The organism is Microvirga lenta (assembly GCF_020532555.1).
Taxonomy (GTDB): Bacteria; Pseudomonadota; Alphaproteobacteria; order Rhizobiales; family Beijerinckiaceae; genus Microvirga; species Microvirga lenta.
Map to the genome: position 1 here is coordinate 65,621 of NZ_JAJBBR010000001.1, position 24,224 is coordinate 89,844.

General features: G+C 62.8%; 28 protein-coding genes. 12 read left to right on the top strand and 16 right to left on the bottom strand.

Annotated features, from left to right (window positions below; genetic code table 11):
• Positions 1-3: 3 nt before the first annotated feature.
• The 3 genes from LGR44_RS00320 to gabT all read right to left on the bottom strand — a co-directional run bounded on the left by LGR44_RS00320 (position 4) and on the right by gabT (position 2,981).
• A complete protein-coding gene (locus tag LGR44_RS00320) occupies positions 4-324 on the bottom strand; it encodes a cupin domain-containing protein (RefSeq protein WP_226736008.1) in 321 nt (106 codons plus the stop codon).
• Positions 325-385: 61 nt separating this feature from the next.
• Positions 386-1,630, bottom strand: coding sequence for a Zn-dependent hydrolase (locus LGR44_RS00325; protein ID WP_226736010.1), 1,245 nt, complete (start codon positions 1,628-1,630; stop codon positions 386-388).
• Positions 1,631-1,676: 46 nt separating this feature from the next.
• Positions 1,677-2,981, bottom strand: a complete 1,305-nt coding sequence (gabT, locus tag LGR44_RS00330; protein WP_226736012.1) for a 4-aminobutyrate--2-oxoglutarate transaminase — start codon at positions 2,979-2,981, stop codon at positions 1,677-1,679.
• A 102-nt stretch (positions 2,982-3,083) separates the two neighbouring features.
• On the opposite strand from gabT, the gene LGR44_RS00335 reads away from it, so the two are divergent.
• Positions 3,084-3,659 (top strand): cupin domain-containing protein, encoded by a 576-nt coding sequence (locus tag LGR44_RS00335; RefSeq protein WP_226736014.1) that lies wholly within the window; start codon positions 3,084-3,086, stop codon positions 3,657-3,659.
• Between the two features lie 92 nt (positions 3,660-3,751).
• Positions 3,752-5,194, top strand: coding sequence for an aldehyde dehydrogenase family protein (locus LGR44_RS00340; RefSeq protein ID WP_226736016.1), 1,443 nt, complete (start codon positions 3,752-3,754; stop codon positions 5,192-5,194).
• Between the two features lie 93 nt (positions 5,195-5,287).
• Here LGR44_RS00340 and LGR44_RS00345 read toward each other — a convergent pair whose 3' ends face one another.
• Positions 5,288-6,319, bottom strand: coding sequence for an aldo/keto reductase (locus LGR44_RS00345; protein ID WP_226736018.1), 1,032 nt, complete (start codon positions 6,317-6,319; stop codon positions 5,288-5,290).
• Positions 6,320-6,800: 481 nt separating this feature from the next.
• Here LGR44_RS00345 and LGR44_RS00350 point away from each other — a divergent pair, with 481 nt between their 5' ends.
• From LGR44_RS00350 to LGR44_RS00390, 9 genes are all read left to right on the top strand, one after another.
• Positions 6,801-7,541, top strand: coding sequence for a helix-turn-helix transcriptional regulator (locus LGR44_RS00350; protein ID WP_226736019.1), 741 nt, complete (start codon positions 6,801-6,803; stop codon positions 7,539-7,541).
• Complete coding sequence (locus tag LGR44_RS00355; protein ID WP_226736021.1) at positions 7,538-8,185, top strand: glutathione S-transferase family protein; 648 nt, start codon at positions 7,538-7,540, stop codon at positions 8,183-8,185. Before LGR44_RS00350 ends, LGR44_RS00355 begins: the two co-directional genes overlap by 4 nt.
• Before the next feature lie 188 nt (positions 8,186-8,373).
• Complete coding sequence (locus LGR44_RS00360; protein ID WP_226736023.1) at positions 8,374-8,841, top strand: Rrf2 family transcriptional regulator; 468 nt, start codon at positions 8,374-8,376, stop codon at positions 8,839-8,841.
• Positions 8,831-9,508, top strand: a complete 678-nt coding sequence (locus tag LGR44_RS00365; protein ID WP_226736025.1) for a class I SAM-dependent methyltransferase — start codon at positions 8,831-8,833, stop codon at positions 9,506-9,508. Before LGR44_RS00360 ends, LGR44_RS00365 begins: the two co-directional genes overlap by 11 nt.
• Positions 9,509-10,077: 569 nt before the next feature.
• Entirely contained in the window at positions 10,078-10,293 is a 216-nt protein-coding gene (locus tag LGR44_RS00370) for a hypothetical protein (RefSeq protein WP_226736027.1), read from the top strand.
• A gap of 206 nt (positions 10,294-10,499) precedes the next feature.
• Positions 10,500-10,709, top strand: coding sequence for a hypothetical protein (locus LGR44_RS00375; protein ID WP_226736028.1), 210 nt, complete (start codon positions 10,500-10,502; stop codon positions 10,707-10,709).
• A 103-nt stretch (positions 10,710-10,812) separates the two neighbouring features.
• Positions 10,813-11,688, top strand: coding sequence for a hypothetical protein (locus LGR44_RS00380; RefSeq protein WP_226736030.1), 876 nt, complete (start codon positions 10,813-10,815; stop codon positions 11,686-11,688).
• A 47-nt stretch (positions 11,689-11,735) separates the two neighbouring features.
• The gene (locus tag LGR44_RS00385) at positions 11,736-11,936 is read left to right on the top strand and encodes a DUF7696 family protein (RefSeq protein ID WP_449870996.1); all 201 of its coding nucleotides are present in this window, start codon (positions 11,736-11,738) and stop codon (positions 11,934-11,936) included.
• A gap of 651 nt (positions 11,937-12,587) precedes the next feature.
• The gene (locus LGR44_RS00390) at positions 12,588-12,770 is read left to right on the top strand and encodes a hypothetical protein (protein ID WP_226736034.1); all 183 of its coding nucleotides are present in this window, start codon (positions 12,588-12,590) and stop codon (positions 12,768-12,770) included.
• Between the two features lie 18 nt (positions 12,771-12,788).
• Here LGR44_RS00390 and LGR44_RS00395 read toward each other — a convergent pair whose 3' ends face one another.
• From LGR44_RS00395 to LGR44_RS00415, 5 genes are all read right to left on the bottom strand, one after another.
• Positions 12,789-13,016, bottom strand: a complete 228-nt coding sequence (locus LGR44_RS00395) for a hypothetical protein (protein ID WP_226736036.1) — start codon at positions 13,014-13,016, stop codon at positions 12,789-12,791.
• Positions 13,017-13,353: 337 nt separating this feature from the next.
• Positions 13,354-13,689, bottom strand: coding sequence for a DUF6894 family protein (locus tag LGR44_RS00400; protein WP_226736039.1), 336 nt, complete (start codon positions 13,687-13,689; stop codon positions 13,354-13,356).
• A 78-nt stretch (positions 13,690-13,767) separates the two neighbouring features.
• Complete coding sequence (locus LGR44_RS00405; RefSeq protein WP_226736041.1) at positions 13,768-14,091, bottom strand: hypothetical protein; 324 nt, start codon at positions 14,089-14,091, stop codon at positions 13,768-13,770.
• Positions 14,092-14,123: 32 nt separating this feature from the next.
• On the bottom strand, positions 14,124-14,483 hold the full coding sequence (locus tag LGR44_RS00410; protein WP_226736043.1) for a hypothetical protein: 360 nt from the start codon (positions 14,481-14,483) through the stop codon (positions 14,124-14,126).
• Between the two features lie 22 nt (positions 14,484-14,505).
• The gene (locus LGR44_RS00415) at positions 14,506-15,330 is read right to left on the bottom strand and encodes a glycoside hydrolase family 108 protein (protein WP_319004789.1); all 825 of its coding nucleotides are present in this window, start codon (positions 15,328-15,330) and stop codon (positions 14,506-14,508) included.
• A gap of 37 nt (positions 15,331-15,367) precedes the next feature.
• On the opposite strand from LGR44_RS00415, the gene LGR44_RS00420 reads away from it, so the two are divergent.
• On the top strand, positions 15,368-15,892 hold the full coding sequence (locus tag LGR44_RS00420; protein ID WP_226736047.1) for an NUMOD4 domain-containing protein: 525 nt from the start codon (positions 15,368-15,370) through the stop codon (positions 15,890-15,892).
• Between the two features lie 737 nt (positions 15,893-16,629).
• Here LGR44_RS00420 and LGR44_RS00425 read toward each other — a convergent pair.
• The 7 genes from LGR44_RS00425 to LGR44_RS00455 form a co-directional block, all read right to left on the bottom strand.
• The gene (locus LGR44_RS00425; protein ID WP_226736049.1) at positions 16,630-16,998 is read right to left on the bottom strand and encodes a hypothetical protein; all 369 of its coding nucleotides are present in this window, start codon (positions 16,996-16,998) and stop codon (positions 16,630-16,632) included.
• Positions 16,999-17,046: 48 nt separating this feature from the next.
• The gene (locus LGR44_RS00430) at positions 17,047-18,618 is read right to left on the bottom strand and encodes a hypothetical protein (protein ID WP_226736051.1); all 1,572 of its coding nucleotides are present in this window, start codon (positions 18,616-18,618) and stop codon (positions 17,047-17,049) included.
• Between the two features lie 62 nt (positions 18,619-18,680).
• Positions 18,681-19,025, bottom strand: a complete 345-nt coding sequence (locus tag LGR44_RS00435) for a hypothetical protein (protein WP_226736053.1) — start codon at positions 19,023-19,025, stop codon at positions 18,681-18,683.
• Positions 19,012-19,437 (bottom strand): hypothetical protein, encoded by a 426-nt coding sequence (locus LGR44_RS00440; RefSeq protein ID WP_226736055.1) that lies wholly within the window; start codon positions 19,435-19,437, stop codon positions 19,012-19,014. The genes LGR44_RS00435 and LGR44_RS00440 overlap by 14 nt, the downstream gene beginning before the upstream one ends.
• Entirely contained in the window at positions 19,438-19,932 is a 495-nt protein-coding gene (locus tag LGR44_RS00445) for a hypothetical protein (RefSeq protein ID WP_226736057.1), read from the bottom strand.
• Positions 19,933-20,311: 379 nt separating this feature from the next.
• Positions 20,312-20,725: a hypothetical protein gene (locus tag LGR44_RS00450; protein WP_226736059.1), complete on the bottom strand. Its 414-nt coding sequence runs from the start codon at positions 20,723-20,725 to the stop codon at positions 20,312-20,314.
• The gene (locus LGR44_RS00455) at positions 20,725-24,222 is read right to left on the bottom strand and encodes a host specificity factor TipJ family phage tail protein (RefSeq protein ID WP_226736061.1); all 3,498 of its coding nucleotides are present in this window, start codon (positions 24,220-24,222) and stop codon (positions 20,725-20,727) included. Before LGR44_RS00455 ends, LGR44_RS00450 begins: the two co-directional genes overlap by 1 nt.
• Positions 24,223-24,224 lie beyond the last annotated feature (2 nt).

A 24,224-nucleotide genomic window follows, 5' to 3' on the forward strand; every position in this document is an offset into this window, starting at 1 on the left:
GCATCACCCCGGATTCGAGAAGGCTTCGGGACGCTTGATCTCGATTTCGATGAACGCGATCGGATGATCCGAGCCGTTCATGACGTCGTGCTCGATCCCCGATTTGCGCGAATAGGCCTGCCCGGCCACGAGGGGCACATCGGCGACATTGTCCCAGTTGTGAATGCGCAGAGTGCCGTCGACCAGCATCACCACGAAATAAGGCCATTCGTGGCGATGCCATCCCGTCACCGCGCCAGGGGCGAAATCCCACCGCGTGATCCGAACGTCGGAATCGTCCTGCTGGACCGTCGGAACGGCCGGAACGGTGCACTTGAAGCTCATGCTCCCTCTCCTTCTTGCTTACTGCTCATGGCGATCTGCCTCACGAGGCTGCCGGTCGGGTTCAACGGTCGGCGCGCGCGACGAGAGCGTGCAGCAGGACGTTGGCGCCGGGCGCAATATCCTCCGGCGCGGCGAATTCCGCATTGTTGTGGGTGATGCCATCGCGGCACGGGGTGAAGATCATCGCGGTCGGGCAGATCCCTGCGAGGAAGTATGCATCGTGTCCGGCCTGGCTGGGCAGGTCCCTGTGGGAGTAGCCCAAGGCTCCCGCATGAGAACGGATCGAGCCGACGAGATCGCGGTCGAAGATCGAGCCGCCCCAGGTCCAGCGATCCACAATTTTAGCATCGCAGCCCGCGCGGCGACCGGCGGCCTCGATCGTGCCGACGACCTTGTCGGCCATGCTGTCGGCCTTGGCCGGGTCGTCATGGCGCACGTCGCAGACCGCCTGGGACCAGTCGGAGAGAATGCCTGCCTTGTTGGGCCAGGCGACGAGCCGGGCCGCCGTGGCTTTTCCGCCGCTGGACGCGTATTCCCAGCCGATGTCGTCCACGCCCACGAGGAGCCGCGCGGCGGCCACCAGGGCGTTGCGCCGCTTCTCCATCGGCCAGGGCCCCGTATGGGCCGTTTCCCCATGAAACTCGACGAGGAATCCGTGCGAGCGGTAGGCGTGGGTGACGATGCCGACCTGTACCTTCTCCGCGTCGAGCACGGGTCCCTGCTCGATGTGGAGTTCGAAATAGGCATCCGGGATGCGCCCACCCGCGGGCACTGACCCGCGATAGCCGATGCGCTGAAGCTCGCCGCCGAATGTCGTCCCGTCATCCGCCTGCCGATCGTACGCCCAGTCCACCGGGTAGGCGCCGGCAAAGCAGCCCGAGGCCAGCATGGGCGGCGAAAACCGCCCTCCCTCCTCGTTCGTCCAGTTCACGATCTCGATCGGGCGTCGGGTCACATGCCCAAGATCGTTGAGCGTGCGGACCACCTCGAGAGCCCCGAGGACGCCGAGGATCCCGTCGAAGCGTCCTCCGTTGGCCTGCGTGTCGAGGTGGCTTCCCACCAGCACCGGCGGAAGATCGTCTTCCCGGCCGGCGCGGCGGCCGAAGATGTTACCGACCTCATCGATGGAAACGGCAAGACCCGCCTCCCGGCACCACCCGACGAAGAGATCGCGCATCTCGCGATCCGCATCGCTCAAGGCGAGCCTGGACAAACCGCCTTCCCGCCCGATCCCGATTCCGGCAGAGCGGTCGATATCGGCGAGGAGGCGGTTCAGGTCGATCCGCGCATCCGGAGAGAACGTCATTGGCGACCTCCCTGGCGGGAAGCCCGCCAATGACCTGCGGTGTCGATCAGGCTGCGGTGGTGAGGGCGGAGCCGACGACCTCGCCGAGCGCCTCCTCCAGGATGTCCAATCCCTCGCGGGCCTGCTCGAGCGGAATCGTGAGAGGCGTGAGGATGCGGATGATGTTGGCATCCACGCCACAGGAGAGAAGGATCAGCCCCTTCTCCTGCGCCCTCGCCACGAGCGCCGAGGTCAGTGCGGCATCCGGCTCGCGCGTGTGACGGTCCTTCACCAGCTCGATGGCAATCATGGCGCCCAGGTTGCGGACGTCGCCGATGCAGGAGAACTCGTTGCGCCGAGAAAGGGCATCGAACCGCTCGCGGAAGAGATCGCCGAGTTCGAGGGCGCGGTCGCACAGCTTCTCGCGCTCGATCACGTCGAGCACCGCATGGGCGGCGGCGATGCCGATCGGGGAGCCGCCATAGGTTCCGCCGAGGCCGCCGGGCCCGGCAGCGTCCATCAGCTCCGCACGCCCCGTCACGGCGGCGAGCGGGAAGCCGCCGCCCAGGCCCTTCGCCATGGTGACGAGGTCCGGCACGACATCGGAATGCTCGATCGCGAACATCTTGCCGGTGCGGGCGATGCCGGTCTGGATTTCATCGGCGATCAGGAGAATGCCATGCTGATCGCAGATCGCACGCAGGCCGCGCAGGAATTCCGGAGGCGCGATGTAGAAGCCGCCTTCCCCCTGAACCGGCTCGACGATGAAGGCCGCGACGCGGGTGGGATCCACGTCGGACAGGAACAGATCCCTTACGCCGGCCAAGGCCCGCTCGACATCGACGCCATGGTAGGTCTTCGGATAGGGCGCGTGATAGACCTCGGCCGGGAACGGCCCGAAGCCCTTCTTGTAGGGAACGACCTTGCCGGTGAGGGCCATGCCCATCATCGTGCGGCCGTGAAAGCCCCCGCTGAAGGCCACGATGGCGGACCGGCCGGTGGCGCTGCGGGCGATCTTGACCGCATTCTCCACGGCCTCCGCGCCGGTGGTGGCGAGCATCGTCTTCTTCTCGAAGCTACCGGGCGTCATCGCGTTCAGCCGCTCGGCGAGGCCGATATAGCTCTCGTAAGGGGCCACGTGGAAGCAGGTGTGGGTGAAGGCCTCCGTCTGGGCCCGCACCGCGGCCATCACGTCGGGATGCCGGTGGCCGGTGTTCAGAACCGCAATGCCCGCCGCGAAGTCGATGTAGCGCTTGCCGTTCACGTCCCACAGCTCGGCGTTCTCGGCCCGCGCGACGTAGAGGTCCTTCGTCGCGATGCCGCGGGGCACGGCGGCTTTGTGGCGGGCCCCGAGGGTGGATGTTGCGCTCATCAGGAGACTCCCGGTATTCACTGAGCAAATCGTCGTGGAATGATCGCAGCTTTGCTTAAAATTTTGAGCATGGCAAGATGGCCAGAGCAACTCGGAGGGCCAATGGATTTTGATGTTGGAGCGAGGCTGAAGGAGATCCGGATCGCCGCCGGTCTGTCGCAGCGCGATCTCGCGGTCCGCGCCGGCGTGACTCACGGCCTGATCTCCATGATCGAGCAGAACCGGAACAGCCCCTCCGTGGCCTCCTTGAGAAAGATCCTCGGCGGCGTCTCCATGACGATGGCCGACTTCTTCCAGGAGACGGCGCGGGAGAAGCACAAGGTGTTCTACGGGCCCGACGAGCTGATCGATCTCACGTCGAAGCTCGGGAGCTTCAACGGCAAGAAGAACAAGCGCATGACCCTCCGCCAGGTCGGAAACGCGCGGGAGCATGGGCTTCAGATCCTCCACGAGCGCTACGAGCCCGGCGCCGATACGGGGCCGACCATGCTGGAGCATGCCTCCCACGAGGGCGGCATCGTCATCTCGGGCGAACTCGAGGTCACGGTCGGGGATCAGGTCCAGGTCCTTCGCGCCGGCGATGCCTATCTTTTCGACAGCCGCATCCCGCACCGTTTCCGCAATCTCGGGTCCGAGATCTGCGAGGTCGTCAGCGCCTGCACGCCTCCCTACCTCTGAGTGCCGCCAATTCGGGCTGGCCCTGGATAGAATTTTGAGCATGATGGGAGGAACCATCCCATCGTGAAGGCCAGCGCGGAGGCAGCAGTTCCATGGACGAATACTTGTCTTTCTATATCGATGGACAATGGGTGAGGCCGGAGGGCCGCCCCACCCTCGACGTCATCAATCCCGCCACCGAGGAGGCCTTCGCCCGGATCGCCCTCGGCACGGCGCAGGACGTCGACAGCGCCGTCGCTGCCGCGCAGCGCGCCTTCGCATCCTATTCCCGGACCAGCCGCCAGGAGCGTGTCGAACTGCTCGAAGCCGTCCTCGCCGTCTATATCAGGCGCGCCGACGAGATGGCCGACGCCATCTCGAAGGAGATGGGCGCTCCCCTCGGGTTTGCGCGGGAGGCCCAGGTCGGCGCCGGACAAGGGCACATCGCGCAGGGGATCGCGGTGCTCAAGACGCTGGAATTCGAGGAGGTGATCGACAACACCCTCGTGGTGCGCGAGCCCATCGGCGTGGTCGGGCTGATCACTCCCTGGAACTGGCCGATGAATCAGGTCACCTGCAAGGTGGTGCCGGCGCTCGCCACGGGCTGCACCATGGTGCTGAAACCCAGCGAGATCGCACCGGTCTCGTCGATGCTGTTCGCGGAGATCCTGCACGAGGCCGGAGTGCCGGCGGGCGTGTTCAACCTCGTCAACGGCGACGGACCGACGGTCGGCGCGGCGATCTCGAGCCATCCCGACATCGACATGGTGTCCTTCACCGGCTCCACCCGCGCGGGCATCCTCGTCGCCAAGGCGGCGGCCGACACGGTGAAGCGCGTCCATCAGGAGCTCGGCGGCAAGTCGCCCAACATCATTCTCGACGATGCCGATTTCGAAGCGGCGATCACCCACGGCGCCCGCGCCTGCTTCGGCAACAGCGGCCAGTCCTGCAACGCTCCGACGCGCCTGCTCGTGCCGCGGAGCCGCCAGGCAGAAGCCATCGCCATCGCCAAGCGGATCGCGGAGGCGACCGTCGCAGGAGATCCGCGGGCGCCCGGCACCACCATCGGGCCGGTCGTCAGCCAAACCCAGTTCGAGAAGATCCAGTCGCTTCTTGAAAAAGGCACGCAGGAAGGCGCCACCCTCGTGGCCGGCGGCCCCGGGCGGCCCGACGGCCTCGACAGAGGCTACTACATCCGCCCCACGGTCTTCGCCGATGTCACGAACGACATGACGATCGCCCGCGAGGAGATCTTCGGGCCGGTTCTCGCCATCATCCCCTATGACAGCGAGGAAGAGGCCGTCGCGATTGCCAACGACACGGTCTACGGCCTGTCGAGCTACGTCACCTCGGCGGACCCGGAGCGCGCCCGCAAGCTTGCCCGCCGCATCCGCGCCGGCATGGTGCACATCAACGGCGCCGGCGGCGACCTCGCTGCGCCCTTCGGCGGCTACAAGCAGTCGGGCAACGGCCGCGAATGGGGCCGCTACGGCTTCGAGGACTACCTCGAGGTCAAGTCCATGTTCGGCTATCAGAGCGCCGGACAGGCGGCCTGAGCCCAGACGCCGGATCGATAAAGGTCAGGCCGGCCGGGAGCAATCTTCCGGCCGGCCTTTCTCTTGGCCCGGAGGACTAAAGTCTTTGAACTTTCAGTGCCGGTTGGGCTGGGCAACGCCTGCGGGCCGGTCGGAGAGCGGTTCATCCGACGGGGTCGGAACGTCGGCGGGGATCAGTTCTTCCCGCTTCAACTCCTCCCAGAGAGCATGTGGTATCTGCGCGGCCATCAGCCGGGCATTCTCGCGCACCTTATCCGCATGCTTGGCGCCGGGGATGATGGCGGCGACCACAGGATGCGCAGCGCAGAACCGAAGCGCGGCCGACCGCAGATCGACGCCATGGCGGGCACAGACCTCCGCCAGCCGATCGCGCTTCCGGACCATCTCGGCCGGCGCCTCCCGGTATTCGAAGTTCCGCCCTCCCGCGAGCAGACCGGAGTTATAGGGCCCGCCGACAACCACGTGCACGCTGCGCTCCGCACACATCGGAAAAAGACGGTCCAGGGCCGGCTGGTTGAGGAGACTGTAGCGTCCAGCTAGAAGGAACACGTCAGGGTCCGACATCTCGAGGGCCCGTTCGCACGGTTCGGTCAGATTGACCCCCATGCCCCATCCCTTGATGACGCCCTCGTCGCGGAGGCGAATGAGGGCCTTGGCAGCGCCGTTCATCGCCACCTCGAACAACTCCTCCCACGCGCTGCCATGGTGGTCGGCGGCAAGATCGTGAATGTAGACTATGTCGATCTGCGCAAGGCCGAGACGCTGATAGCTGTCCTCGACCGAGCGCATCGTCCCGTCATAGGTGTAATCGTATTCGCCCCGGAACGGCAGTCCCTTGACGAAGGGCGGGTTCTCCGGCGCACGGGGATCGGGATGCATGATCCGGCCGACCTTCGTCGACAGGACGAACTCCTCGCGAGGATAGCGGCGCAGCACATTGCCGAAGCGGTGCTCGGACAGGCCGCTGCCGTAATGCGGCGCGGTGTCGAAGTGGCGCACTCCCGTGTCCCAGGCGGCGACGAGTGCGGCTTCCGCCGCTTCCTCAGACACCTCATCGAACATGTTGCCGAGCGGGGCCCCACCGAAGCCGAGGGGGCCAGGAGGCGCAAAGTGAGACTGGGACATCATCTTCCTTCCGATCCAAGACAGGGGCGACGGTACGAACCAAATTAGCGCACCTGTTCGCGTGAACGACCGAATTCGGCACAAAAGCGCAAATTTCAGAAATGTCCGCCCGTACCGTGAGCGGTCGTTCCGCCCAAGGGCCAGTCCGGTGAGGTGGCTTCGCTCAAATGGGCAGGGCGAGGCGATGTAGGTCCGCGGGCACGTGCAGCGTGCAGGTCTCCTGCAGCGCCCATTGCTCCCAGCCGGTCGCCAACACGAAGCGGATGTTGCTGTCCAGCATTTCGAGGATCGATCGATCTCAGATCATATCGGGTGCCCGGCAGCATGAGGCAGAAGGGGCGCAACAGGCTGATGGATGGCATTCGGCAGTGCGCAGACGCCTTCATGCCATTTCCGCAACAATCTCCCACGCTCCATTCACCTACGGCGTATCTCGATCCTGCTGTCATAATCCGTCAGCATCCCGTGCTAAGGTCGGTGCATGTCACGCGCCGAACGCCTCTTCGATCTCTTGCAGATTCTCCGCCGTCACCGCCGCCCGGTGAGCGGAGCGGTGCTGGCGCGGGAGGCGGGGATTTCGCTGCGCACGCTCTACCGGGACATCGCCACGCTCCAGGCCATGGGCGCGCAGATCGAGGGTGAGCCGGGGCTCGGCTATGTGCTGAAACCCGGTTTCCTGCTCCCTCCCCTGATGTTCTCCCCCCAGGAGATCGAGGCGCTGGCGCTCGGCCTCCAATGGGTCGGGCGGCGCACCGACGAGGAGATGGGACAGGCGGCCCGCAACGCTATGGCCAAAATCGCGGCGGTTCTTCCCGCCGATCTGCGCGAGCGCATGGAGGACGACGCCATGGTCGTGGGTGACGGCTGGGATCGGCCGCAGGTGGTCGATCTCGCGCTTCTGCGGCGCGCTCTGAACGAGGGACGAACGCTCGCCCTCACCTACACCGACGAGAAAGGCGCGCGCTCCGAGCGGATCGTCTGGCCCGTGTCGCTCGGCTTCTTCGAATCGACCCGCGTGCTGGTGGCCTGGTGCGAGTTGCGTGAGGGCTTCCGGCATTTCCGCGCCGACCGGATCGAGGCGGCGGAGATCCTGCCCGCGCGCATGCCCCGGCCGCGCCGGCAGCTCATGAAGGAATGGCGGCAAACGCTGCTGTCAGAATCTGACAGTGGCGTGCGCTATCACGTCTCCCGTTCACACCACACCAGGGAGACACCCCCATGAGCCAGGACACCAAGGCCGCAGACCTCGTCTTCTATACCAATCCGCAATCGCGCGGGAACATCGTGCACTGGATGCTGGAGGAGATCGGCCGTCCCTACACCCTCGAGGTGCTGGATTTCACCACCACGATGAAGGCGCCGGAGTACCTCGCCGTCAATCCCATGGGCAAGGTGCCGGCGATCCGGCACGGCGGGACCGTCGTGACGGAGGCCGCCGCCATCTGCGCCTATCTGGCCGACGCCTTCCCCGAGGCGGGCCTCGCGCCGGAGCCAAAACATCGTGGGGATTACTACCGTTGGCTCTTCTTCACCGCCGCTTGCCTGGAGCCTGCCGCCTCCAACCACGCGTCCGGCTGGAATCCGTCGCCCGATCAGGAAATGAGCTTCGGCTACGGCTCCTATGCCCGCGTACTCGACACGCTCTCCGCCTGGCTCGAGCGACGCACCTATGTGGCGGGCGACCGCTTCACGGCCGCCGATGTCTTCCTCGCGAGCCACCTGCAATGGGGCATGATGACGGGCCTGATCGAGAAGCGTCCTGTGTTCCAGGCGTATAGCGAGCGACATGCCAATCGCCCTGCCGCAAAGCGGGCAGACGAGCAAGCCGAGAAGTTGACGGCACAGCAGGCCTGGAAGGCGGCGTGAGAGCCACCCCTCACTGAAGCTTCAGGGTCGGAACCCACACGAGCCGGAAGTGGAGCACCTGAACGTCTCCCGGGGCAGGCAGCGATGATCGCCTGCCCTTCGTGAACGTCCGGAGCTCCTCTCCAGAGCGAGCGGCACACGGCCCTGCTGGGTTGACACTCCGCATATCATGCAACATCAATAGTTACATGAAACGCGATAGCCGCCTCTCCGGCATCCTGCACGTCCTCCTCCACATGGCCGAGGAGAAGGATCCCGTCACATCGGAGCACCTCGCCAAGGCGATGCGGACCAACCCTGTCGTCATTCGGCGCATCATGGCCGGACTGCGCCAGAAGGGTTTCGTGCGCTCCGAGAAAGGGCATGGCGGCGGCTGGAGGATCGCCCGTGATCTTTCGACGGTGACGCTCCGCGACATCTACGAAGCGATTGGCTCGCCCGACATCTTCGCCATCGGGAACAGAACGGAAGCGCCGGGCTGTCTTGTGGAGCAGTCGGTGAATGCGGCGATGGACGATGCCTTCGACAAGGCGGAAACCTTGCTACTCGAACGGTTCGGAAAGGTCACGCTGGCCGCGCTCAGCGCGGACTTTCATGCCCGCAAGACCCAGCGGGCCAATCAATGCGAATTCGAGGATCGGACTCATGTATCATGATGCGTTCTCTGATCCCCAGGCAGTTGCACGCTATGCCGAAGGGCCGCCACGGATGGTGCCCGGCTTTGCCGATATGCAACGAATGGCCATGATTCTCCTCGCAGAACGTGCCCCGGATGATGCGCAGGTGCTCGTCCTCGGCGCTGGAGGCGGCCTCGAAATCAAGGCGTTCGCCGAAGTTCAGCCTTGCTGGTCATTCGTTGGGATAGATCCGTCCGCTGCGATGCTGGACCTGGCGCGGGTGACCCTCGGCAACCTCGCGGGGCGTGCGCAATTGCACCAAGGGCTCATCGGCGGCGCGCCGGAAGGCCCGTTCGATGCCGGGACCTGCATTCTGACCCTGCACTTCATAGAGCGCGAGGAGCGCCTGCGAACGCTCAAGGAGGTGCGGCGGCGCTTGAGACCCGGCGCGCCCTTCGTGGTCGCCCACTTCAGCTTCCCGCAGGGGGCTCACGAACGCGACCTCTGGCTCACGCGATATGCCGCCTTCGCGATCGCTTCCGGCATCGAGCCTTCCATGGCGAAGAATGCGCAAGCTGGGATCAGCGCCTGCTTGCCGATCCTTGCGCCCGAGGACGACGAGCAACTCCTGCGGGATGCCGGGTTCGATGGGATCAGCCTTTTCTACATGGGCTTCGCGTTCCGCGGCTGGGTCGCTTACGCCTGATCGCTGCTTCCGCTTGGGGTCGGACCTTCATGTTCCGACGGCCAAAGGAACTTCGGCTCCACGGCACCGGAGTGGTATTTGGGTTACGGACTGATCGGTCCAGCATAATCTTGTCGCAGGCACCCTATGCCCTCCGGACGGGGCAATCCGGCTGAAGGTCGCCTGCGGGTCAGGGACAGCCCTTGAGCGCAGCTGTGATAAAGTCCGCTCAGCGCAACTCATAAGCCATTGAAAAGATTGGTGGGCCCGGCAGGACTCGAACCTGCAACCAGACCGTTATGAGCGCCTTGCTTCAACGTGAAAGCCTTGGAGCGCAAGTGTTTGTGAAAACGACAATCGGCAAAAGTCTCGTTTTGTTCACGGCGTATCGTTGCCGTTTCATTGCCGTAGCGACCGCCCCTCTCATGGCTCGGAGGGTGGCATGAGGGGGCTTGTCTGTGGCGGTCGGGGCTTTCGCGATAGGTCAGCGGTCAATGCGATCCTGGGCATGTATCGGAACACTGCAGCAACTATCATCCCGGGCGGGGCATCTGGATCCGGTAGCGTCGTCTTCGATTGGACGAGCGAGAATGGCTTCGATCCGCAGTCAACCGATGCTGAACGTGGGCAAGCCTCACGTGGTGATCGCCTTCCCTGGCGGGCGTGGCACTGCCGACATAGTGCGGCAGGCCAAGGCGGCCGGGATCAAGGTGCCGGAAGCCCCGCCCCTTTCCCTCTCCCAAGGGGCTAAGGAGCTGGAGGATGAGCGAAGCCGCACAGCTTACAGCCAAGCTGTTGACTCTTAAGAAATGATTCATGATTATGTTCGGTGGCGCCGAATCGATCGGCGCTTACGGAAAAGCCGGGTCTGACCACCCGGCTTCCGTATCCACCCACAGACCCTCGGACAGGGACCAATTGATGGAGGAGTGGTATAGCTTGTACCCGTGAACGTACGCATTTTGCGTACTCTGTCAACTCGCCTGAGGGTCACTTTTTGGAGACTCTCCTAATGGCGAACGACAATACCCGCCCCCACAAGGCCTACCTCACCTTCGAAGAAGCCGTCGAGGTGTGGCCCCGCTACTGGAACGGGGAATATCAGCACCTGATCGCTGCCGACTACGGGGTTAACCCGGGTCGCGTCAACGAAGTGGTCAAGGAGCGCAAGCACATCGGCAGCCGCGAGGTCGCCATGAAGCGCTACGGGCGCGCTGCCTAAGAAATAGGAGGGCGGTCTTCGGATCGCCCTTTCTTTCACATCCTTTCCCATCCTACAAAAATTGGTCTTGCTCTCCAGGCGCGATCTGCCTCCGAGAAACCTCATGTTCATGACGAATCAGATCTTAGATTTTACCCAGTACGATCTACGGGCGCTTATTGAGGCTGACTTCGGCCCCCTACCCACGACCACGAAACTTGCTGACGCTGAACTCGATTGGCTGCACTTCCAGGCCCGCACCGTTCCGATGCGCCCGCGACGCGTGATCGTTTCGACCGAGGCGGAAAGCTTCCGGGCAACTCACCCCACCATCACAACACTAGAAAGAAAGTTGCGAGTTGGTGAAGATGTTCGTCCTTGGCTGAGCAATAGCGCACGGACCCGTCAGGCGGATCCTCGCGCAGACATGCTCTTCAATGATTGGCAGATCATACATTTCCACCTCAGCGACGAGTTCGGGACGCAAGACGCTGTAAAGAGGACTGGGCCTCTTCTTTTCGCATATTTGAGTGCTGATCACGTCGTGTTTCTGACCGTGAAACCTCACAAGAATTCCTTCGCTTTGCAAGAGTACCTGCGGATCCTCCTTAGAACCAATCCGCAAGACATGGAGAGCGTGGAAATCAAGGGGATTAATGGACTTGCACACGTCCTCTCGGATGAAGACATCTTCAACATGAGAAAAAACGGTGTAAACACATTCATCGAGATTGGCGGCCGCTTCTTTGCTGCACCTGGCCAAGGTGTCGTGGCATCAAAGCATGCCCTTCGGCTGTCCCGTTTTCGGGACATGTTCCATTTGATGATCGAAGAAACGAAGAGTTTGCTTCGTCAGGGTCATTGGCCTGAGGCTCAAACGCCTGCACCTCTGATGACGACGACACAAGTCCAAATCGGCCTGAAGTTCTCAGAGGGTGTACTCACTACATGTGACAAGCTGCGCGGTATCAACTTCTTGTCGATGAAGCCGCTGGAGTAGGCCGCTGCCAAGACACCAACGTCATCTCTGAGATCACCGGCCAGCACATCAGCACCTGGTCTGACGAATGGCAGCACGAATGTGAAGCCGGCACCGTTCTCGCCATGTCGAAGGCCGAACGGGACGCTTTCTTCAACGGGTCTATCGATCAAGAAGGTAAGCGGAAGGGGCACGGCATCATCGCCATCGGCGGGCAGGCGGCGGCCGAAAAGCTCCGGGGCTACATGGAGAAGATCCTAGAGGCTTGAGCCCGCAAGGCCTAATCCGGCAACAACCCTTTAAAGGCCAGCGGCAACCATCGGCTCATAAAGAAAAAGCGCCCCCGCGTGGGAGCGCTCTAGGTCCCAGCCATAATAAGGGGCAGAAATGGACTGGAGAGTGCAATAACGCACCTTCTTCTGACTTGTTCCTACTTCACCAAGAAATCTTTTGCCGGCCCCTGCCGCATTGCTGTCAAGGTTGGTTTCTAACTCGGTTCCGTCCGTGGGGCAGAAACGGGCCGGGGCCGCGTCTAGGTCTATCTCAAGGACCAGGCGCGGCCTTCCCATTGCTGCCGCGTTCGGCCTAAGCGCGAACAATTGACGAGCCGCCGCAGTGGCGCTCAGCAGTCCATTTTCGAGAACAAGTCGGCACCCGACCCCTTGGGTAATGCGAGCAACTCGTCAGAGGAGCGATGTCAACTGTCAAGGCAAGCCTGCCAGACGCTGCTTTTTGACAGGCATCTATCGGGATCAGCTGGCCCGTACTCTTTCTGAAGGACTTGAAGAACATCTCCTTCGCCTTGAGGCGTATAATGCATGAAATTCGGTACGCTTGCGAACCGAATCCCTGCGCCCCCTATATCGAACCCTCGTATTGGCATGCACCCTTCCAAAGGTCATATCAGGGAGGGTTAAATAATGAACGAAACAGTTGGCGCTGTAGCGATCTGCATTGGCGTTGTGATGTTTCTTCTAGCACGCCCCCGCAAAGGCGAAGATGTTCGTCCTTTCGTAGATAATGCGTTTGTGTTCGCCGTTTATCCTGCCGCTATACTGCTCTTTCTCGCACTGGGGGCGATGCTTATTCTCGCTGGCGCGTGAGAAAATCGCTCCTTCGTGCTAGCTGTGCATCTTGATATGGAAATGCGTCCGATCCCCGGTGATCATCTCGGCCATGTCATCGATCCGGCTGATGATGTCGTTTGCAACGAGCTTGTCGGGCGTTCCATACGGGATCCGGGACTGGCATAGCGTCTGCCTCGCCTCGCCGAGCTTCTTCAGGATCTCCGGGCCTTCGACTTTGCGAAAAAGCTCAACCGGAAGGGGCTTGTTGGCGCGACGACTCATGCAATGCTCTCCTAGAATGAGAACATATTGAGAACATGATGCGGGGAGAGTCAACCACTGCTCCTAAAGGGCTACCACTCAGGGCCATCGTCTCAAGACTTCAGGTCGTTGCGCTCTAACATTGCGACAGCTATGGTTGAGTTCGAGTCGAAGAGGACTGCGATATGAGCAACCGCAAGTCAGACGATAAGCGTGACGGCTCTCCGCCCGGGCTAGAGGAAGCCGAAGCAAGACTCATTCTGGACCACGTGCGTGTGATGCTGGCGCGGCTGAAATCTCGTTCCATAGGACAGCGCCGCAGCGATGATCAATCACAGTTGGTCCGTCTGTAGCTCCCTTACTGTAGAGGTACGTCCAGGGGCAGCGATAAGATGAGGTTGCCCTGGGAGTCCACCACCATCAGCTGCCACCCCTGCCAATCTTCAGGGGAGTGATCGCTTTCTCCCCGTAGCTCATATATTGCCTTGAGCGCTTGTTGTTGCGCCACCTCAACATCCGAGACTTCAATACCAGTATCATCCAAGATCTGTTCATCGCTGCTCACCAGATGAAAGTAGCAGCGCATTCCTAGGTAACCTCGTGCCAATGCGTTCAGCGACGAAACCTCAACGAGAGGATCGATCGCGCCCCAATCTGGGCTATTATAGTGCAAAGGCGCAAGACGAGTTTTCATTTTTGCAGCCAGTTTTGAGCTTTTCCAATGTGGCGAAGCATCGTGGTTCCAGCGTAATCTAAATCACGAGCGCAGCGCTTATTCCTTCCGCTGCTTAATGACCTCACGTAGAAGACCATCGAATCGATCCCCGAGCCGGTCAATTGCTCCTGTGAGTCGGTCCTCCACCTCGCGCAGCACCTCTCTTGAGACAAGCCGTTCGGCCTGCGTCTCCCGATAGGCCGTCAAAGCCGCCTGCAGGAGAGCCACCTTTTCATGTGCCGCGTGGGCCGAGGCCAGCGCTTCCCTTGCCTCTCGGCATGCGGCCTCAGCTTCAGCCTTCATCCTCTGATCAAGCCAGTCGCGGATCTTGAACACCGAAATGACGAAGCCTCCGATGAAGAGGAGGCCTCCAAGGGTCAAGGCAGTGTCTTGGAGGGTAGCGGCTCCTCCCATCACGACGCTCCGAGAGGCTTGCGGGCCTTCCATCGGCCATACAGCGCCTGCACGCCGCCCCAGATCGCAAGCGCCGGTGTGCCGTACTGCTCCCACGAGAACGGCGTCCCCACGACGATGTGGGTGCCGATCGTGGCAATGCCGCCCATGATGGCGAAGATCGCGCCCCAGGTGACGTTCGAACGATACCAGGGCTCGTTGTTGGTCAGGTGCTCGATCACTGGAACGACCGCCTTCGCCACCTCCTGCCGCACAGCTGGCGCCTCGGCTGCCGTGACCGTGGTCTGCGGCGAGGCGATCAGCCGATCCAGAACCTTGTCGGCGATCGAACCGATGATTGGAATGAAGAGCGGGTTCATGCGTGTCTCCTATGAGGAAGGGTCAGGAAGCGGCGAGCTCGTGCGCCTTGGCGACATAGGCGCGGGCGACCTCCCGCTCTGCTCGAGAGTTGCGCCAGAGGACGAAGGCAGTGACGGCGAGGATCACGGCCACGAGGCCGAGTACGATCAGGCCAGTGGGATCGAGCCCGGAGAGGTCAGGCTGAGCGGTGGCCGTGCCGGTGCCGGCAGCGCCCGCCCCTGCCCCGCCTGCCTTCGCGGCCTCTGTCTTGGCCTTAGCGTCGTTCTGGGCGCTGTAATCCTTTAGCTTCTCGGCGGCCTGAGCGCCGGACAGGCCCGCGGCGGCAAGGGCCAGAGCGACCGAATGGGCTTCTACCTCGGCCACGCGCCTCATCCAGCCCTTGCCGAAGGTTGAGAAGGTCTTGAGCCCGCGCAGGAAGGAGCGCCGTAGCTCGCAGGCTTTACGTGCCACGGCGACCTTGTCCCGCGCCGTCTTGGCAGCTTGGAGGGTAGCGATGCCGACGATGCCGTCCGGCTTGACGCCAAGCGCCCCCTGGAGCCACCGTGCCCCGCGAGGCGGGCCCGAGTTCACCCCGCCGTCAAAGGTCAGGTAGTCGAGACCGGAGGGGAGTTCGTCACCCCGCACGACATCCCAATAGTTCTGCTGGTAGATCGCCCTCAGATCGGCATTGGAGATGAAGCGCACCGACTGATCCGGCTTGCCCTGCGCCTTGCGCCAGGCAGTGTAGACCCGCTGCGTGACACCATTCATGGTGGCCCCGCCAGGATCTGCGGGGTGGCTGGAAAAACCGCCCTCATGAACGAGAACTAAACTTAGAAGATTATCGAAGTTTGGCGCGGCCATCATGCTGCCCTATGTTGTAGCACGAAGCGGAGACTTGGATATGTCGGAGATTTGGAAGCCCGTTGCTAGGCACGAAGGTCGATACGAGGTGTCGAATAATGGAAGAGTGCGAAGCCTCGACAGGACCGTTACTTACAGCGACGGCAGAATAGCCTTATTCAAAGGACGTGTTTTGTCTGAAGCACGAGGGGCGAGCGGGTATTTGACCGTTACCTTGGACAGAGGGAAGCGCGCCCTTGTGCATCGCCTCGTGGCAGAGACTTTTCTCTCTCGACCCGATGGAGCCACCGTCGTGAACCACAAGAACGGCGACAAGCGCGACAACCGGGCAGAGAACCTTGAATGGGGCGACTACACACACAACAATCGCCACGCCCGAGAGACAGGGCTGATCAAGCAGCACGGCGAGAACTGCAACCTCTCCCGCTACAGTGATCAACTCGTTGCTGCCATCAGGCGGGTTCATGCCCGGTATGACTGCACCTACCGAGAGTTGGCGTTACTCTTTGATATCTCCGAGATGCAGGCCGCCGATATCGTGAAAGGCAGAACGAGGGCCAAGTAGTAGCCCCCTCATGTTTCAGAACGAGCGGAAGCGCCCGCTCGAAGTTGCCAGCGGCCATGATGTCCTCGTGACGTGAAAAATCCGCCCCCAGGATGGAGCGGCGACGGAATATTAACCTTGGCAGTATTGGATGATCTGAACCGGACGCGTTGCGTATCTGTCCGAAGCGGTGTGCTCATACATCGCCGAAGCCCCAGCCGAAGACTGTCCTCTTCGGTTGGGGTTTTGCGTTCAGTTCAAAGAAAAACCCCGCCGGGGGACGGGGCGCGCGGGAGAGCGCTGAGTTTGGACGTTCCCAGGGGCTAACCTTGAACGTTACCTGACCTATACCGGGGCAATGATCCTCACCCTATTGCGCAGACGGAGTAGCACCCTCAGCCAACTACCGACGACCGCACAGCCGCATAGAAAGCGGCGCGGTTGATGGTCATAACGTCCTCGTGATGTGGATATGGAAATGCTGCCGGGAGACGGTGTTGACTGGTCAGCCTAAGCGCCTAGGCTGCGGCCGCTGGGTTTCCTCAAAAACCGGCACGCGCCCTGATCGAGGAATGGTTGACCTCCATCGATCAGGGCGTTTTCGTTCACGCGGTCTTGATCAGGAGCATGGACCAACTAGTTCGCCAGATGTGGTCGTTCTCCCATAGGCCGCAGACGCCCTGGCCGTTTCCCATCTTCCGACACCTCGGCCAGGGCGCTTTCAGGCTCAGTTTTGGAGCCTAGCTGTCGGCATCCTGCTACAGCCCAGCGCAGAAGCGCCAAAACTCATCCGTCTCCTCGGCGGTCCAGCCAAGGAAGCCTGCCACGAGCTCGGAGATGAAGTTGTCGCGGCGGTACTCCACCGCTCCCTCAACAATTAGGTACACGTCTTCGATGTCTGTCCCCTTGGGCAGCATCGACCGGAACGCCGGATCGTCGATGATGGCAAGAAGGGCTGCCGGGATGTTGCCGGTCCGAACCGCCGCCCTCGCCTCGTCCATGGGGATGATCTCCCACTTGGCGAGACCGTGAAAGAACTGCCGGTCGGATATGGCCGGAACAGGGGAGGCGATTTCGGACGCCAGAGGCAGCGGCCCGAAGTCGGCTGTCACCTCCTGCTCGACCACGCTGCCGTCTTCCTGAGCGACCCATAAAAGGCGTGTTTCCATAGCCATTCAGTAGCCCTCGACGACAATGGATGTTCCGACCGCGAGCTGCGACGGAGATGCGGGGAAGATGTGGAGATGCGTGACGCGCCCGGCGCTGGCGGCATAGACCGTCTCGATCATGTTGTTGGCGCCAAACGCTGAACTATGCCCGTTCGTGACGACGTTCAGACGGGCCGCCGCGCCGACGGATCCAGGTGAGAGCACGGCATCGAACACCATCGACATGCTTGAGAAAGAGGAGACCATCGTCAGCGGGAGCCAGTCGGCGGGCGTGGCATTATTGCCAGTAATCGTCGTGCCGTCCCGGTAGAGCCAACCGCGCGTGTACGCTCCTGCCGCATCGTAGGTGGTGCCGCCGTCGCGGCTGATCCGCGCCAGGAGCCGCCCGTCATTGGCAGAGGCCACGAACACCCCGTGAAGCCGCAGGTGCCCGACATCGGCTGGGATCGGCACAATGATGCCCGATGACGAGCCGCTCGTCACAACCACCCTCGCAACCTGTCGAGACGCGACAGAGATGTTCGCCCTCACCTGCGCCTTCTGTGCCTCCGTGAGCGCCTGTACAGCATCGCCGCGGACGATAGGGTCTCCGCTATCGAACACCTTGCGTCCGGCGGTGGTCAGGCCGCCATCCCGGCCGATATTCAAGCCGCTTGCGCGCACGGAACCGTCATCATTGCGCGAGGCAATAGTCAGATCGTTGTTGGCCTGAAGGATCTCGACCCAGCGCTCGTCGGCTGCGGCCGAGCCACGCCAGACTCTACGGGTGACTGTCTGGCCGGAAGCCGGCGCTTTCGACGTGAGCACCGGCGCTATCAGAACAGGCGCCTCGACGTTCCCCGTAAAGGTAGCGCCCGTCAGCATTGCGGCGCCGTTGGTGTTGATGTTGAGGACTGCCGCATCCCAGGCGCTGCCGTTCCAGACCTTCAGGCCAGCATCGGTCCCCGTCTTGAAGAACGTATCTCCAGCCACGCGGGCCGATCCGTCCGGACGGGTCGCCGGGAAGGTCGCGCTCGATCCATACCAGAGGTTCTTGAAGGCCGTGAGGTTCGTGGTGGCGGTGTTGGCTGCGCTGGTTGCCGTCTGCGCACGTTGGCCAGCGGTATCAGCATGGGTTTTGGCGCTGAACTTCCCCGGCTGGATCTCGCCCGTACCCTCGGCCCAATTCGCTGCATTCTGCGCCGAGGTGGCTGCCGCAGTCTGCGAGGCGGCCGCGGCGGCAGCGTCAGCGGCAACCTGCTGGCCGACCGCTTCAAAATCCTCCGGGAGCGCCCGGAGACGGGTCAAATAATCTGAAACCCGAACCCCATAGATCCGCGGATCGGTGTGCTTGATCCAGCGAAGGATGAAGTACGGCACATTCGCCAGCGTGGGGCCGGTCCACGGCTTGGCGAGGCGGATCTGGGTTGCAGAGACGACCGCCGCAACGACGTTCGCCCCGTTCTGACCGTCGTTCACGAACACGATATCATAAGGCAGCACGCCCGGATCCCAAGACGTAAAGGTGCCGGTGGCGATGTCCGAGCCGTTCGTGACGGTGATCGTGCCGTCGCTGTAGAAGAAATCGATAGGTTCCATGCGCGCGCTCGCTCCCGGCCGATAGGCTCGGCCGCTGTGGCAGTCTCGGATTGTCGAATGGGCTAGGTCAGGCTGATGCCGTGCTGGCTCAGCAGCTTGCGGATCTTCTGAGGGGTCAGAGCCTTGCGGACCTTGAGTTTTAGGGCAATGCGATCATCCTCGGCCTGCTCATCGGCTTCGGCGAGGGCCACGACCTGGCGGGCGATGTCGTCGGCCTTGATGTGCTTGCGCTGCGCCTCGCGATTGAGCATGGCGGACGGCTCGCCGCCCAGATGGCGGCGGGCCTCAAACACCTTGCGGGTGTAGAGCGCCGCCTGAAGCCGCACCGGCTGGAAGTGACGATCAATTGCCTCCTCGGCCATGGTGCGTAACTGATCGAGGGTCGGGCCGAGCTCAAGCCGCGCCATTTGCGCCTCCTGCCGAGACTGTGATCAGGATCGTCGCCGCCTGGAAGGGGAACGCTTCGAACGAGACCCGATACTCGCCCGCAGTCCGCAGGACGAGATCGAGAGGCTCGTCGTCGGCTTCAATCGATCCCTCTTCAGGGCCGCGAATCTCCACCATGGTCCCGGAAGGGATGCCCGTCAGACGGGTAGCCTTCTCCCCATCCACCATCACCTCCTCGGCTCTGTAATCCAGCCGGGGCCGCACGGTCGGCACTCCCTCGGGAAAGTACCAGAAATCCGGCATGAAGGGCGGGATGTCGAACACGCGGCCCGTTTCCGCCTCTTCGACCCGCTTCAGCACGTCAGGATTGGCAGGATAGCCGCTATCGATGTGGCCGAGGTATCGGCCATTCTCATCCGTCGAAACGATCATTCAGAACTCCAGCGCAGCCCAGCGCACGTCAAGCTGCTCGTAAGTAAAGCTTTCACAGATGACCTGAGAGCTGGTCCATCTGAACTTCCATCCGCAGAACTCGGTCGTTCCGTTGCCTTGGTCCGCCCACCAATAGAAAGGGGTGCAGTAGTTTTTATCCATCAAAGGACGGTCGAGCTTGCCCGCCGATGCTGTTCCGGATGCCAAGCGAAACCACACGTACCAATCACCTACGGAAGAGGTGACGGGGTTCCATGGGCGGGCTATCGCGATACACATGGAGGGGCTTGAGACGCCATGGGATCGCGCCGTCTCAACACCGAGATAGTTCCCGCGCTCGGCCCGGAATGTACCTTGCGCGGCCACTCGCGCGGGCACGTTATCGGCATCGAACAGGAGCCCATCGAGTGGCGCCGTAGCGGCATCGTAACCGGCAGCCGACACCTTGAACTGATAGGGTCCGCCGTTCCGGCCCAGGATAATGCGGCGGGCCATTAGAGATCCTGATTTTTAGCCACGGCAAACCACGGCAATGTTCGGCCGCCTGCGGGATAAGAGCCATCCCAGATTTGAAGGGCGCGCAGGGTGAACCCCGTCGTCGAGGCGGTCGTAGCGACAGGGTACGCGGACGGCTGACGGGCCAGATCCCCACAGAAGACCAGAGGCACGGCCGGCTGCGTGGCTCCGAAGCTGACCGTCGTGCTCGCCCCACCCGAGGGGCACACGATCGTTCCTGATGCCAGAACCATCCCGAACCGCTTCGACATCCCGAACAGCAGTTGAGCCTCGGTTGCTGTCAAGGCATCGAACCCGGGCTTCGACACCCAGAGCCCATATTGCCCGCCCCGGTTCCCGAGAACGACACGCCGCGCCATCACTCGCTCGCCAGGGTATAGAAGATGAACTTGTCGTTGCCCAAGGTCAGTCCGTAGGCCGATGGGCGTGTCGCCAGAAGCCGGTTCGACTGAACGACGACCGTAAAACCGGAACCGCGCTGGTAGCCATTAGGCCGTGGGTATTCCTGATACAGGTCCGTGATGACGTAGCTCCCGCGCTTCAGGAGAGCAAGCACCGGAGGCGGGTCATCAAAGGTGTGACCGAAGCTCTTCCAGGTATCGAGGGAGGAAATCTCTCCGGCCGAGGCCACACGGGAGGTTGCCGACCTTTGCGCCGAGAACGAGATTTGCCGAACGTTGTTCACATCCGCCGTCATGGCGTCATAGCCGGGGCGCGAGATACGCAGATCGTACACGCCGCCGATATTGCCCATCACCACACGTCTAGCCATCAGGTTGCGTCGTAGATCTCGATGCGCTGTGCGGAACCGAGGATCTGCACGCCGCCGAAGGTGAGGTCGCCCGAGGTGATCGTGCCGATATTGGCCGTGATCGCAGACAGGCTGAGAACATTGATCTGGTTGGCATTCACGGAGCCGTCCGCGATCAGGTCGCCACGCATGACAACGCGAGCCACGCCGTTGCGGGTGCCGATGCCAAAAACGGCCTCTGCAGAGTACCCGGGCGAGTAGACGAGGAACTTGTCGGTCGCGATCTTGAACTCGGAAGCAACGGGGCCGGCCGTGCCATCCGTCTGCACGAGCTGGAAGCCCGACCACTCATTGCCGGCCGTCAGTTTGACCGTATAGGACGCCTGCAAGCCGGTCTTCACGTTGGCGATGGCCGTCGATTGCGTCGTGACGGTCGCCTCAAGGCTCTGCCCACTGTTGTTGACGTTGTCGAGGCGGGCCTTCACCTGATTGGTGGACTGGGCAATGGCTTGATCGGCCGTTGCCAAGGCTTCCAGGTTATCCGAGACGGTCGCTCCTGCATTGTCGAACTCGGCAAGTACTTCCGTCCCGAAGATCGCATAAGCCTTGTCGACATTAACCTCGACCGTCTCGATCCGGGTGATGGCGGCACGCCCGCGCTCGTCGGCTTCCTCGGCGATGACCCGGCTCTCCGTGGCAAGATCCGCGCTGACCTGTAGAAGATCGAGGGTGTCGAGCTTGCGGCTGATCTGAGAGACCAGATCATCGGGCCGGATCTTCATGATGAAGAAGTCGTTCGACAGCACGAGCGGCGGCGGGTTGATCTGCACGATGGAGAACACGCCCATCACGTTGCTCGGCGTCACTCCCGCGACCCGCAGGAACACCGTCTGAGCGCTGCCCACGATGGCCTCAAAAGTGGTGGCCTCCCCCTCATAGGTGCGCAGCCAGGTCTGTTGACCGTCATAGGACACATCGGCCCGGTAGGTCACAGCCCCCTTGGCTGGCTGCCAGCCCGCCTGCATGACGAGCTGCACACCGCGCTGGTAGACCTGCGCGGCGAGACTCGTGATGACCGGGATGGCCGGCGCGAACACATCCGGAATGTCGGGCAGCGGCGTGACGCCGGTCTCGGTCACGTCATAGACGGCCGGATCGTCCAGAACGCCCGAGAGGGTGATGTGCTCGCCGTCCGTGTCGGGCATGCCCTCGGTGATGAGCACGCGGAAGGTGCGCGGCTGCCCCGGCGAGAAAGCGGCAGTCGGCAGGTCGGCCAGATCGGAACGGGCGACGGCATCGGCCAGCGTGTACGGAACGAGCGTTCCTGTGCCAGGATCAACATACCCCTGCCGGGTCGCCTCGCTCGCCATATCGGCGGCGTCGACAATAGCGATGCGGTCGGACGTGCCGCGCGTGACGCGCACCGGCCCCCACGGCTGCCCGTCCCGGCGCCGGATCTCGACATAGTGGTTGAGAGCGTTCGGGTCCCACTCAAGAGGACGATCAAAGGTAAGCTGCCGGGTGGCGTCGTCATAGGCCACGACCTCGGCCGACTGCCCCCAGGTTTCCGGCTCCTCACATGAGAGCAGGACCAGATCGCCCCGCTTGAGCAGGCGTCCTTCCGCCCGTGCTGTCCACGAGACCATGACGCGGCGAAGGGCGTTCTCCCCGGCCATGAACCGGACGAGGCCCGCCGCCTGGCTGCGCTTGGTCACGCCGGGGAGCTGCACCCGCGAGGGCTTGGCAAGCGTCACCCCGTCCGGCGCGGACGAGACCTCGGCCAGCCTCATGGTCGTGCTGTCGATGTACTCCCCGATGATGCCGTCCGCGAGATCGTCGTTGGCGAGCTCGTAGCTGATCTCCAGGCTATCCCGCACGATGTCGTAGTCCGTGAACATCATGCGCGGCAGGCCGCGGGGTTCGTCCCGGACGATGGTCAGCCGGTCGCCCACGGGGGCCGGGACCGCCCTGCCCGCCTTGAGGATCGTCTCGATGGCGTCATCGAGCGTCTGCGGCTCCTTGAACACATGGTCGAAGGTATGCCCGAGACTCGCCCATAGCTGGTCGTAGGCATAGAACGACTGGAAATCGACCTGAGACAGCGGCAGGCCCGCGCCATAATCGGCATTGCGCCAGATGTCGAGCGCGGCCCAGGCAATTGACCGGGACGGGGCGTCAACCCATTGCGTGCCGTCCCAGGTCGGGATGATGCGGGTCGCAATGACGCCGATCTGGCCGTTGGTCACGCCCTGCAGAGCGCTGTTCGCCTCGGCCTTCACGGCAATGGTGGTCACGCCGGGGAAGCTGTTCGGCCCGTCGATATGGGCGCGCAGGGCGCTCCACACGATGTCGTCGACGCCCGTCACCTTGCCGCCGAACAGGTCCGTGCGGCCGGTGATCGGGGGCGAGGTGCGCCGCGCCCGGATCTCGTAGCGGGCGGGGTTGACCTCGATCCGTTCCGTGACCCGGATTTGGCTCTGCTTGGCGAAATTGTACGTCTTGTCGAAGATCTCGCCCCATCCGCTCGTCGGTGCCCCGGCGTCGTCAATGGTGCGGGCCTCCACGATCACGCGAACCGGCGTCGGGAAGACCTTCTCCTTGTAAAGCTGGTAGGAGCCGGACGGGAACACGAAATCGACAAGGATCTCGCGAGCGAGCGTCGTGGCGGCATTGGCCGAGAAGCCCGCCGTGTTCGTGGTCGTGAGCTCCAGCCCGGAGACCTCGGACGCCGTAACCACGTTGACGGGGAACAGCGTCACCTTCTGGCCGGGATCACGGATCTGGATCTTGATGCCGGGGAAGGACGGGTTATAGCCCCCGCTCTTCGTCCAGATGCGGGTGTCGGCGATCCGGATCTCTTCGATGTCCGCCTTGCCGCAGGTGAGCGCGAGCAGGGCGTATTCCGTCATCTTGTCGCCGTCGTACTCGCTGTAGCGGGGCGCGGCGAAGTCGGGGAACGACAGGGTGCGGCCATACAGGACCGGGATGGGCTGCAGCGGGCGGGCCTGGTTGCCGCCGAACCCGAAGGAATAAAGCTCCTCCTTGGCGTCGGTCTTGCCGCCTGCCTTTGGCTTGAGGAAATGGCTGATCGCCATCGCGCCGCCTGCGATGAGCAGCGAGGAGCCGATCGAGGCGGCAACGCCGGTGAGGCCGATAGCCCCCATGGCCCAGGGTGCAATCGCCGTGAGGGCGACCATGGCGACAATCGCGCCGATGCTCTTGGCCGAGGAACCGCCGCCGCCCGCGCCGCCGAGGGGGCGGGACAGGAACTCGACGTTATCGTTGGCCGCGAGCCGGTGCGTGCCCCATTCCGAGCGCGCGTAATACTGTCCGTTGACCTTGCAGACGGTCGGCAGGTCAAACCGCCAGCCCGCCTCGGTTAGCACCTGCTCGATGGTTGGGCGGCGCTTCTTCGTGCGATGCTCGGCAATCGGCAGCACGAGTCCGCTCTCCTGCACGCGCGGGTCGTCGCGCTCCGGATCGAAGACCAGAAGGGAATGTTTGACGGCAAGCTTCATGG

Bases quoted from the DNA above. Each gene is read 5' to 3' on its own strand.
- LGR44_RS00320 (WP_226736008.1), bottom strand. From the start codon at position 324: ATGAGCTTCAAGTGCACCGTTCCGGCCGTTCCGACGGTCCAGCAGGAC.
- LGR44_RS00325 (WP_226736010.1), bottom strand. From the start codon at position 1,630: ATGACGTTCTCTCCGGATGCGCGGATCGACCTGAACCGCCTCCTCGCC.
- gabT (WP_226736012.1), bottom strand. From the start codon at position 2,981: ATGAGCGCAACATCCACCCTCGGGGCCCGCCACAAAGCCGCCGTGCCC.
- LGR44_RS00335 (WP_226736014.1), top strand. From the start codon at position 3,084: ATGGATTTTGATGTTGGAGCGAGGCTGAAGGAGATCCGGATCGCCGCC.
- LGR44_RS00340 (WP_226736016.1), top strand. From the start codon at position 3,752: ATGGACGAATACTTGTCTTTCTATATCGATGGACAATGGGTGAGGCCG.
- LGR44_RS00345 (WP_226736018.1), bottom strand. From the start codon at position 6,319: ATGTCCCAGTCTCACTTTGCGCCTCCTGGCCCCCTCGGCTTCGGTGGG.
- LGR44_RS00350 (WP_226736019.1), top strand. From the start codon at position 6,801: ATGTCACGCGCCGAACGCCTCTTCGATCTCTTGCAGATTCTCCGCCGT.
- LGR44_RS00355 (WP_226736021.1), top strand. From the start codon at position 7,538: ATGAGCCAGGACACCAAGGCCGCAGACCTCGTCTTCTATACCAATCCG.
- LGR44_RS00360 (WP_226736023.1), top strand. From the start codon at position 8,374: ATGAAACGCGATAGCCGCCTCTCCGGCATCCTGCACGTCCTCCTCCAC.
- LGR44_RS00365 (WP_226736025.1), top strand. From the start codon at position 8,831: ATGTATCATGATGCGTTCTCTGATCCCCAGGCAGTTGCACGCTATGCC.
- LGR44_RS00370 (WP_226736027.1), top strand. From the start codon at position 10,078: ATGGCTTCGATCCGCAGTCAACCGATGCTGAACGTGGGCAAGCCTCAC.
- LGR44_RS00375 (WP_226736028.1), top strand. From the start codon at position 10,500: ATGGCGAACGACAATACCCGCCCCCACAAGGCCTACCTCACCTTCGAA.
- LGR44_RS00380 (WP_226736030.1), top strand. From the start codon at position 10,813: ATGTTCATGACGAATCAGATCTTAGATTTTACCCAGTACGATCTACGG.
- LGR44_RS00390 (WP_226736034.1), top strand. From the start codon at position 12,588: ATGAACGAAACAGTTGGCGCTGTAGCGATCTGCATTGGCGTTGTGATG.
- LGR44_RS00395 (WP_226736036.1), bottom strand. From the start codon at position 13,016: ATGAGTCGTCGCGCCAACAAGCCCCTTCCGGTTGAGCTTTTTCGCAAA.
- LGR44_RS00400 (WP_226736039.1), bottom strand. From the start codon at position 13,689: ATGAAAACTCGTCTTGCGCCTTTGCACTATAATAGCCCAGATTGGGGC.
- LGR44_RS00410 (WP_226736043.1), bottom strand. From the start codon at position 14,483: ATGAACCCGCTCTTCATTCCAATCATCGGTTCGATCGCCGACAAGGTT.
- LGR44_RS00415 (WP_319004789.1), bottom strand. From the start codon at position 15,330: ATGATGGCCGCGCCAAACTTCGATAATCTTCTAAGTTTAGTTCTCGTT.
- LGR44_RS00420 (WP_226736047.1), top strand. From the start codon at position 15,368: ATGTCGGAGATTTGGAAGCCCGTTGCTAGGCACGAAGGTCGATACGAG.
- LGR44_RS00430 (WP_226736051.1), bottom strand. From the start codon at position 18,618: ATGGAACCTATCGATTTCTTCTACAGCGACGGCACGATCACCGTCACG.
- LGR44_RS00435 (WP_226736053.1), bottom strand. From the start codon at position 19,025: ATGGCGCGGCTTGAGCTCGGCCCGACCCTCGATCAGTTACGCACCATG.
- LGR44_RS00440 (WP_226736055.1), bottom strand. From the start codon at position 19,437: ATGATCGTTTCGACGGATGAGAATGGCCGATACCTCGGCCACATCGAT.
- LGR44_RS00445 (WP_226736057.1), bottom strand. From the start codon at position 19,932: ATGGCCCGCCGCATTATCCTGGGCCGGAACGGCGGACCCTATCAGTTC.
- LGR44_RS00450 (WP_226736059.1), bottom strand. From the start codon at position 20,725: ATGGCTAGACGTGTGGTGATGGGCAATATCGGCGGCGTGTACGATCTG.
- LGR44_RS00455 (WP_226736061.1), bottom strand. From the start codon at position 24,222: ATGAAGCTTGCCGTCAAACATTCCCTTCTGGTCTTCGATCCGGAGCGC.